The sequence below is a fragment of the Archangium violaceum Cb vi76 genome (assembly GCF_000733295.1).
Taxonomy (GTDB): Bacteria; Myxococcota; Myxococcia; order Myxococcales; family Myxococcaceae; genus Archangium; species Archangium violaceum.
On record NZ_JPMI01000243.1, the window covers coordinates 1 to 9,390 of the forward strand.

Annotated in this window: 6 protein-coding genes and 2 pseudogenes; all 8 read right to left on the reverse strand. The window is 67.2% G+C overall.

Features of this window, described 5'->3' with window-relative positions; all coding sequences use genetic code 11:
• Positions 1–1,324 (reverse strand): annotated as a pseudogene (tnpC, locus tag Q664_RS61485) (IS66 family transposase); the annotation flags it as partial.
• Positions 1,325–1,360: 36 nt separating this feature from the next.
• A complete protein-coding gene (gene tnpB, locus Q664_RS33980; protein WP_043405239.1) occupies positions 1,361–1,732 on the reverse strand; it encodes an IS66 family insertion sequence element accessory protein TnpB in 372 nt (123 codons plus the stop codon).
• Positions 1,726–2,103: an IS66 family insertion sequence element accessory protein TnpA gene (gene tnpA / locus Q664_RS33985; RefSeq protein ID WP_052519005.1), complete on the reverse strand. Its 378-nt coding sequence runs from the start codon at positions 2,101–2,103 to the stop codon at positions 1,726–1,728. Before tnpA ends, tnpB begins: the two co-directional genes overlap by 7 nt.
• Positions 2,104–2,143: 40 nt before the next feature.
• Entirely contained in the window at positions 2,144–2,368 is a 225-nt protein-coding gene (locus tag Q664_RS33990) for a hypothetical protein (RefSeq protein WP_043405240.1), read from the reverse strand.
• A 91-nt stretch (positions 2,369–2,459) separates the two neighbouring features.
• Positions 2,460–3,029, reverse strand: a complete 570-nt coding sequence (locus tag Q664_RS55405) for a HEAT repeat domain-containing protein (protein WP_075207586.1) — start codon at positions 3,027–3,029, stop codon at positions 2,460–2,462.
• A gap of 2 nt (positions 3,030–3,031) precedes the next feature.
• Positions 3,032–6,220 carry an eCIS core domain-containing protein gene (locus tag Q664_RS33995; RefSeq protein WP_084610541.1) on the reverse strand — a complete coding sequence of 1,063 codons (3,189 nt, stop codon included), beginning with the start codon at positions 6,218–6,220 and terminating at the stop codon, positions 3,032–3,034.
• A 4-nt stretch (positions 6,221–6,224) separates the two neighbouring features.
• Positions 6,225–8,264, reverse strand: coding sequence for an AAA family ATPase (locus tag Q664_RS53040; protein WP_052519007.1), 2,040 nt, complete (start codon positions 8,262–8,264; stop codon positions 6,225–6,227).
• A gap of 11 nt (positions 8,265–8,275) precedes the next feature.
• Positions 8,276–9,390, reverse strand: a pseudogene (locus Q664_RS59475) (hypothetical protein); the annotation flags it as partial.

The window sequence follows — 9,390 nt, forward strand, 5'->3', positions numbered from 1 at the left end:
CCTGGGCCAGCGGGCTCTTCGGTGGCTCCGCGTTGTAGGTGTCGGCCACCCAGCGCCCCAGTTGCTGGGTAACGGGACGCGAGAGCGTGTCGCGCCTGCGCAGCCGCTCGGCGTCGTCCACCTGGGCCGCGCTGGCGTCGCGCTCCACCTCGAAGAGCTTGCCGATGAGGGAGAGCGGCAGCGCCGCCCGTGTGTCGCCGGCTTCCAGCGCCTCGACGAAGTAGCGCCGGCAGTGGCTCCAGCACCCCACCTCCACCGCGGTGGCGCCCTCGCGCGTAAACAGCTTGTCGTAGCCCTTGTACCCGTCCACCAGCAGCCAGCCCTGGCGCTCGTCCAGGAAGGACAGCGGCCCCTCCTGCTTCCAGTCCGGCGTGTACACGAAGGCCGCCCAGGTGGCGTCCCCCAGGTACACCCACATGTGCCCGCGCTTGAGTCCATTGGGGTGCTCCCTGTCGAGCACCTTCAGGTGCGTGTCGTCGCTCTGCAGCACGTGCGAGGCCAGCGCCCGCTGGCCCACCTCCCGCGCCTGCGGCTCGAGGAGCTCGGCCCCCGCCGCCACCTAGTCCGAGAGCGTTGAGGTCCGTAGCTCCACGCCATGGCGCGCGTAGATTCCGCTCAGCCGGTGCAGCGGCAGGCTGTTTTTGTATTTAGACACCAGCACGTGGGCCACCAGGCCCGGCCCCGGCAGGCCCCCCTCAATCACCCTGTCGGCGGGAGGTGCCACCACCAGTCCGTCTCCACACGGCCGGCAGGCGTACTTGGGCCGCACCTCCTCAATCACCTTGAAGTGGCCGGGCACCCACTCCAGCGTCTCGCTCTTCTCCTCGCCACAGCGCGTCTTGTCCCGCCCACACGCCTCGCACCGCGGCGCCTCGGGCACGGGCTGCTGCACGCGTTGCTCACGCGGCAGGTGGGAGGGCAGCGGACGGCGCCCGTGTCCCTTGCTCTCCTTCTTGCGCGACTGCTTCCTGGGCGGCTCGGACGGAGGTGGGTCGCCCTGCGCGACGCCAGCGTCCCCGGCGCCAGGCGTCGCCGCCTGTGGCTGCTGGGCACCAGCCTCCTGCTGCCCCAGCTGCGTCAGAAACAGCGAGAGTTGCTCGGCCGTCAGCTTCTCGCTTTGGCGGCCAAACCGCTGGCGCATCGCCTTGAGCAGGCGCAGCTCCAACTCGGCGTTCTTCTCCACCAGTTGCGTGAGCAGGCCCACCACCAGCTCAATGGCCTGCTCCTCCTGGCCCTCGGCCAGCAGCCCTCGCAGCAGCGCCGCCACGCCGTGCACGTCCGTCCTCTTCTTGCCGGGGGCCTGTGCGCTCATGACGCGCGACATGAGCCACGGCCCGGCCCCTCAACGCAAGAGGTTTTCTCACACAGGTGACTTGAGAGGTGGGGGCTGCCAGCGCGGCCGGCGCACGCTGGCCTTCAAATCAATCCCCTCCAGCAGCAGGGTGAGTTCCACCGCCTCGAGCCTCACCCCGCCCGTGTCCTCCGGCAGCGGATGCGGCAGGCGGAAGCTGCCCTTCTCCAGGCGCTTGGAGAAGAGACAGAAGCCGCCCGAGTGCCACCACAGCACCTTCACCATGTCGCGCGTGCGGTTGAAGAAGACGAAGAGGTGTCCACTCAAGGGGTCCTCTCGCAGCACCTGCCGCGCCAGCGCGGACAGCCCATCAAAGGACTTGCGCATGTCCACCGGCTGGCTCGCCAGGTGGATTCTCACCGAGGCAGGAAGCGTCAGCATGCTTCCTCCAACGCCCTCACCAACCGCGCCACCTCCCCCGCATCGAAGCCGGGCTCCACCCGGATTCTCCGCCCCCTGGCCAGCACCACCTTCATGCGGGCTGCGCCCGCTGCCCGCTGTGCTTCTGGCGACGGCGGGGCCGCGACGTGCACCGGGACGAACGCGAGCGCAGGGGCCGCCTCCTCGGCCCGCCGCTTCTTCCACCACCTCAGCCGCTGTGGGCCCAGCCCGTGACGGCGGGCGAACTCCGCCACCGACAACCCGCTCGCCTCACAGGTTTCCAGCACCACCTGCGCCTCGGCCTCCGTCCAGTAGTTGCTTGCCGCGGCCTTCGCCAGCCTGGCGTCCACTCTTTCCGTGTCGCGTCCCATGTCTACTCCTCCTGGAACGCGACGCTGAACGCCTCCTCCCTCACGCGGAAGGTGTGGTCCGCCGAGCGCTTACGGTGAGCCGCTCGGTCAGGAAGCGCGTGCCTTGCGAGGTGCCGTTGGTGCGCCAGAGCTGGGCGAGCCCCGCGCCCGGACCGGTGGTGCTCAGGGGCTGGACGAGGAAGTACAGCCGGTTGCCCGCGGTGATCGCCGCCTCCGGAGACCAGAGTTCCGCGAAGAGCGGGTCGGGGCTGGAGAAGCGCTTCACGCGGACCGTCGCGTGGGGCCAGCCGTCCGTCCGCCAGAGTTCCAGGTCGTTGAACTCGTCCGCTGGATGGAGGGTCAGGTAGAGGCCTCCACTATGGAAGTTCGGATAAGGCTTTGTAGGACATCTCCCTGATGAATTCGCGCGAATCTTGAGAGGCGCGTTGCCAGAAGGCACGAAGAGCAGGACGATTCAGCTTTAAGAGTGACTCGACAACATGATCTCTGACGACGTCATCTTCGTCGTCGAATAAGATTAGTAATGCGTCAATGGAGTCTTGAGATGCGTAGTGCCCGAGTTGTCTGGCTACTTCTTGACGTGGGCGCCGGGAACGCTTCACTCGGCGCACTTCTTCAAGAAGGCACTGGAGAATTTCGGATGATCTGTAGCTTTCCAATGCTCCGATTGCTTCTGCCCTTACGGTATCGTCGCTGTCGTTTTTGATCGTGGTCAGCAGATGGGGCACAGCAGCCGGGTTTGCTATCTCCCCCAGGTTGAATGCAGCTTCAACGCGAACATCTCCGTGTGAATCGGACAAGAATGGGAGAATGATTTCAAGTGCATTGTCAGGATTTATTCGGGCAATCTTGTCGAGAGCGAAGATCCTCTTTCGGGGATCAGGGTCCTTGAGTTCGTCTAGGACGTGTTGCAGTAGGCTGGACATTTCTAGTGTTTATCCTTATCCGGTGCGAGAATCTCGTCGGGTACGTTATCGCCCATGTCTATGTAGATTTCATCTCTTTCTCTCATTCGGCGCGATGCTTTTTGGGCGATCTTCCGCACTGCTTGCAAGAACTGGCCTGGGAGTTCTCCCTCAATGAGAATTTCATGGTTTCTTTGCATCGTGGCCTTGACGTCCTTGGCTCTTTTGATCACGGATGCAGGATTGTTTTCATCGAGCATCATTTTTTCAGCGTCGTCCGGTGTGATGATTCTTATCTTTCCTTGTTCATGTAATTCGAGCAGTGCGTCCCATGTGATCTTGAGAATCCGGCTCTTCTTTGTGAACTTGTTGGTTTTTCCCTGGGTGGCGGAGAAGGAGATGTATTTGCTGGTCTGGCCGGACTCTTTCTCAAGGACATGGGTCAAAGGTGTCTGGTGGCGCGCGGTTGCTGCTTCGGGGCTCCCGATTGGCAAACCTATGGAGGTTCCAGGCCGGTAGAAGTCGTCTGCCCGGAATACGAAATTTGACGAGGAGCCGATAGCTTTTTGGAGTTCTTCCTTGAGCTTGATTCTCCTGAGTTTGGCAGCGTCCTTTTCTGGGCTGAACCCTCCCTTGATTTCATATGTGGAGCTGTGTTCCTCAAGCCGTAGAGTGGCGAATTTGTATCGGGATTTGAGGGTAGGAAGTTCGCTCAGGATAGTTGATTTGGAGATCTTCTTTTGCCGGGAAAATTGGTGCCGAACTTGCCGGAATGCTTCTGATTGTTCGCTAGCGGAAACTGCTGTGCTTCCGGATGCGCCTTTTCCAAGCAATTGTCGTACAAAAGCGATGAGCTTTCCGATGGCCTTGTCAATGGCTTGGTCCACCTTCGCCTGGACCTTGGTGATGAACTCGCGGATCTTGGCCGACAGGCCTCCGAGCTTGAGGAACCGCGCCAGGAAGTCGATGGCCAGGGGAATGACACGGGCCAGGGACTGCTCGATCAACGCCGCCGCCCCGCTGATGGCTCCCTTGGCGATCGCATGCACCGAGTTGAGGATGGACCCCACGAGCGAACCGAGCTGGCTCGCCTGCTCGATGAAGAACATCACCGTGTCGTAGATGGTGATGAACGCCTGGATGACGGCTCCCACCGGGTTGAACATCGCCGCCAGCTTCATCGCCGCGGTCGTGATGACCTTCGTCACCAGCCAGTTCTGGATGGACCCCATGACCTGCTCCTTCAGGTCGCCCAGGTAGTCCTTGAGCCGCTCCCACAGCTTCGCTGGGCCTCCGGCGATGAAATCCTCGACGAGGGAGTAGAGTTTCTCCACCAGCGCCACGGTGCGCTCGCCCAGCAGCTTCACCGCTTTCGCCCGGATCATCGCGGGCGTCAGGCCCAGCACGTCCATCACCAGCTTCAGGATGGATGGCAGGTTCAGGTCCTTGGGGATGGAGATGCCCGCCTTCGCCAGGGCCCCGAACAGCCAGGTCTTGAAGCCCGTCTCCAGGTAGCCCCAGATGTTCTCCACGAACTTCCCGAAGCCCTGCTTCACCGCCCCCAGCAGGTTCTTCAGGAAGCCCACCGGGTCTCGCAGGAGCGCCTGGAACGCCTCCCTGGCTTTGCGCAGGTAGGGCACCACTCCCGCCGCCACCGCCGAGAAGATGATCTCCAGGAGATTCCAGACCGTGTTGCCCGCCCATTTCGTGAAGCGGCCAATGAAGCCTCCGAATGTGCCCTTTACCTTGGCGAACGCATTCGGCAGGTTCACGAGGTCGGCGATCCCCAGTGACTTCAGTGTCTGCACGAAGAGTCCTGGAATCTCCTGGACGAAGCCGGCCAGTTCGCCGAGTGCTCCCTGGAACCACGCCCAGGCCTTGCCCACCGCGTTGGCCTTCTTGAGGTTGTTCCAGACCTCCTCCTGGCCGATCAGCTTCATGAAGCCGCCGATCAGCGTCTCGGCATTGCGCGGGACCGACTCGCCCGTGATCGGATCCTTGCCCAGCACCGCCTTGAGCAGATCGTAGCCGCGGGTTTTCTCCGCCAGCTTCGCCAGCGGCTGCAGGATGGCGTCCTTGATGATGTCGGCGATGCCACTCGCGAGCCCACGCACGAAGGTGATGATGTTGTTGATGGGCTCGCTGAAGATGCTCTTGGCGCGCTCCCACACCTCGTCCATGTGGAGGATGTCGCCCGGGCTCAGCGTGCCGAGGAAGCGCTTGATCGCATCCTGGATCGAGCTCCCGCTCACCTTCAGCAACTGGAGCTGTTGCTCCACCCAGTTGCCAGCGCGGTCGAAGACTTCGTATTTGTCGAGTGCCTGGGTGATGAACGCTCCGCCGGGGATGAGCTTCACCACCGCCCTCATGACATTGGCGGGGCTCCGATCCACCCGCTTCTGGTTGATGGGGTTCACCCCCAGGACGAGGGTGAGCAGCGAGAACCCGGGAATCGCATCCGCCCTGTTCGCGATGAAGTCGATGAGCTTCCCCAGCCCCAGCGCCTTCGCCCCTTCAGCCAGGAAGCCGGTCACCTTGCCGAGCAGCTCCCATCCCTGCATCCGCGAGCCGCTCGTCCGCTCGCGCACGGTGAAGGACTCGCCACGCAGGACGGCCTCGGAGGCCCGGTGTGCTTCCGCCTCGTGGGCCCCTCCCTCGCCCGGTGCCCATCGCTGCGGTGTGGGCGCGCCTCGCTGCTGCACGAGGTGGGCGACCTCGTGCGCCATCAGGCCTACGTCGGTGGCCCTCTCTCCCGGGCCCAGGAGGATGTGGCTCCCGTACGTCACCGCCCTCGTGGATAGACCCTTCGCCGTGCTTTGCGCACGGGTGTCCGTGTGAACGCGGACGGCTCCCAGATCCACCCCGAGGCTGCGCCCAAGGGTCTCCTGGACTCGCGGAGGCAACGGCTCTCCACCGCCAGGGGCCGCAGGAGGCGCCGCCGCGGCCTGCTTTCCTTCCTTCTCCGTTCCTTTGTTGAGCGTCTCGAGGACCTTACGGAAGCGCGGATCCGTCTGGGCGTCTCCCCCGAGTTTCACTCCGGTGCCCACCGAGGGCACCGCGCCCACGGGTCCTGGACTCGCCGTGAGTGCCGGTGTCCTCCCGTAGGTCAGGGGTCTCGCCGGCGTCGTGCTTCGGGCGCCCACCAGCCCCCGCTCGGAGGCTCGCGCCGGAGGGCGCGGTGGGGGGGTCCTGGATCGGAATGGTGCGGCCATGTGCTCACCCCCTCAGTGACTGCTCCCCCACGCGCCGCAGCGGGCACACCGCTCCCAGCTTGCGGTACTCCCGCTGCACCCCGGCCTCCACGTGCCTGAATCCCACCGTCCCCCCGTCCTCCAGCGCCAGCATCGTCGCGTGCAGCACCGCGTTGCGGATCTGCCCCCCGCTCAGGTTGCAGCGCGCCACCACCTCGCGCAGCTGCTCCTCGTCCACCGCGTGCTCCGCCGGCAGGTGCAGCTTCCAGATGCTCCAGCGCTCCGCCGGCTCCGGCGCCCGGAAGTCCACCACCACGTCCATCCGCCGCTGGAACGCCGGATCAATCGCCTCCGGCGCGTTCGTCGTCACCACCACGATGCCCTCGTACGACTCCACCCGCTGCAGCAGGTAGTTCGTCTCCAGGTTCGCGTACCGATCGTTCGAGTTGCCCACTCCCGTCCGCTGCGTGAAGAGCGCGTCCCCCTCGTCGAACAGCAGGATGACGTCCAGCTCCTCGGCCAGGGAGAACAGCCGGCTCAGGTTCTTCTCCGTCTCGCCGATGTACTTGTTCACCACCGCCGACAGCTCCACCCGGTACATGTCCATCCGCAGCGCCGTGGCCAGCAGCCTCGCCGCCAGCGTCTTCCCCGTGCCGCTCGGCCCCTGGAAGATCGTCCGCACCCCCGGCGTGAGCTGCTTCCTCAGCGCCTCGCCCACCCGCCCCGCCAGGTGCTCCCGGTGGCGGCACCGCGTCTCCAGGTTGCGCAGCTCCCTCAGCGTCTCCGCCCCCACCGCCAGATGGCTCCAGTCCCCCACGCCCGGCAGCCTCACCGCCAGCGTGTCCAGCGTCTGCCGGTGCAGCGCCCGGCTCGCCTGTCTCACGTCCTCGGGCTCCACCTGGCTCCGGCCCGCCAGCGCCGCGTGGGCCCTCGCCAGCCTCGCCGCCCTCCGCAGGTTGCCGCTCGTCATCCGGAAGCTCGCGCTGAGCGTGTCCAGCCCGGCCACCGCGGCTCCGAGCTCCCGCGCCCAGTGGCTCCGCCGCTCTCCGGGCCCCGGCAGCCCCAGCTCCAGTGTCAGCGACTGCTCCACTCCCGCGCCCCTCACGCCTCCCTGCCGGCCCAGCACCACGCCCAGTGGCGCGTCACTGCCCTCCAACTCCGGCAGCTCCACCGTCTCGCCCGGGCCCGGGTCCAACACCACCACCGGCATCGCGTGCAGCAGCGTGGCCAGTGCGCCCACGCCCCGCCACCGTGCCTCGTCCCCCGGGCCCCGGCCCTCCACCTCCAGCACGCCTCGCCCGAGCTCCCTCGCCACCGCGCGCAGCAGCGTTCGGCGGCCGTTGTGTCTCGGGCCTCGTACGATGAGCGCCCGCGCCTCGCCGGACTCGAGCAGCCCCGGCACCCGCGACAGCACCTCCCTCGGGCCCTCCGGCAGGATGAGGGGCTCGTCCGTCTGGAGTGTCTCCCGCGCGAAGTGCCGCAGTCCTGGCGCCAGGTGCTCGGGGGCCTCGCCCCTCAGCGCGTCCCAGAGCGGGCCGGGCACGTGCAGCGCCCATTCGGTGCGCGGGGCCTGCGCATCCACCACCTCCACCAGTCCCAGCTCGCCCAGCCGGCGCAGCCTCGCGCGGACCTCGCCCCGGTCCTCCTCCGGGCGCCACCAGGCGTTGAGCAGCCCCTGCGTGGGCCGGTGCAGCCCCGGTATCCCCTGCATGGCCGCGAAGAAGGGGCCGAAGCGCGCGTCCTCCTCCACCAGCCCCACCGCCATCAGCAGCGTCAGCGCGTCGTGGTCCAGCGCCGCCGCCTCCCGCAGCGCCCTCAGCGGCAGGTGGCCCGGGGCGTCCTCCTCCCAGGCGGCGATGGCCTCGGGCCAGGCGCCCGCTCCCGCCTCGGCGTCCAGTGCGTCCAGGCCCAGCCGACCCAGCTCCTCCCGGTATTCCGCGGCGAAGGGGAAGCGCGCCAGCAGTGCTTCCTTCGACTCCAGCGCCCGCACCGCCCGCGCCAGCAACCGCGAGAGGGTCGCGAAGAGGTAGAGCTTGAAGTGCTGGAAGGAGTCGGGCGCGGACATGGGGCCTCCCTTCATTCGAAGTGGAACAGCACGTGCCGGCCCGCCGCCGGTATCCATCCGATGTCCCGGTCCAGGCCGGAGAAGCGGATGGGCAGCGGCAGCGACGCGAGCGGGAAGACGACGTCCACGTGGCTTTCCGTCACGTGCACGCGGGCCTCGTGCTCCAGGAGCGTCCGGGACAGCTCCTCCGGCTCCTCCGTGCCGAGCGCCCGGGCCAGCCGCGCGCGCACGTAGGGGACGAGCCAGCCGAGCCAGCGCTCGAGGGGCGTGGCGGGAGCCGCCTCTTCGTTGGGGGGGGCCGGTGCCCGCGTGGAGGGGGCGAGGCCCGCGAGGGAGCCGGTCTCGCGTTGGAGCTGGGCCTCCGGGTCTTCTGGCGTGCGCGCAACGTCGAGCACGAGAAAGCCCGCGGGATGCTTCATGCGGAGCCGGCCAGGTGTGCCCGGGGGCGGCGCGCTCCAGGTGCGGGGTTCCGGCTCGCGGAAGGGCCGCAACCACGAGGCTGGCGTGCGCCACTCGGTGGGAGGCTCGAAGCCGTCTCCGGGCGGAGTGCCGGGAGGACGCCCGGCGAGCCGCGCGAGGAGCGTCCAGAGCGGATCCTCTGGGGCGGGCTCCACCAGCAGCTCGCGCCCGAGCAGCGAGAGGAAGTCCCATACGGGCAGGCGCAGCCCGGAGAAGGCCGGCTGGGTGAAGTCGCCGTAGAGCTCGAGGGCGAGGCCCAGGTTGAGCAGGTAGAAGACACCGCCGAGCCGGGTGTGGATGGGAGCGCCCGTCCAGGAGAAGGGCTCGGCGCCTGGAGGGAAAGGGCGATGGGGAGGGCGCGGGCCATGCGTTCCGGGCACGGCGTCGGGCCCGGTGGGAGCAGTGGGCGAGGGCTTCCCCTCCGACGGCCACGCCGGGGCGGGAGGTGGTGCGAGCGCCTCGCGCGGGGAAGCGCGGGACAGGAGCCCGGCATGGGGTGGGGAGGCGTGAAGAGGAGCGCGTGGGGCGGGCGTTTCGGGCACGCAGTCGGGCCCGGTGGAAACCGCGGGCGAGGGCTTCGCCTCCGATGGGGAGGTGGACTCGGGAGGAGGCGCGAGCACCTCGCGGAAGGAAGCGCGGGGCAGGGGCTCGGCAGGGCGGGTGGGGA

Excerpts from the sequence above, each read along its gene's own strand:
- tnpB (WP_043405239.1), bottom strand. The coding sequence starts at position 1,732 with ATGCTGACGCTTCCTGCCTCGGTGAGAATCCACCTGGCGAGCCAGCCG.
- tnpA (WP_052519005.1), bottom strand. The coding sequence starts at position 2,103 with ATGGGACGCGACACGGAAAGAGTGGACGCCAGGCTGGCGAAGGCCGCG.
- Q664_RS55405 (WP_075207586.1), bottom strand. The coding sequence starts at position 3,029 with ATGTCCAGCCTACTGCAACACGTCCTAGACGAACTCAAGGACCCTGAT.
- Q664_RS33995 (WP_084610541.1), bottom strand. The coding sequence starts at position 6,220 with ATGGCCGCACCATTCCGATCCAGGACCCCCCCACCGCGCCCTCCGGCG.
- Q664_RS53040 (WP_052519007.1), bottom strand. The coding sequence starts at position 8,264 with ATGTCCGCGCCCGACTCCTTCCAGCACTTCAAGCTCTACCTCTTCGCG.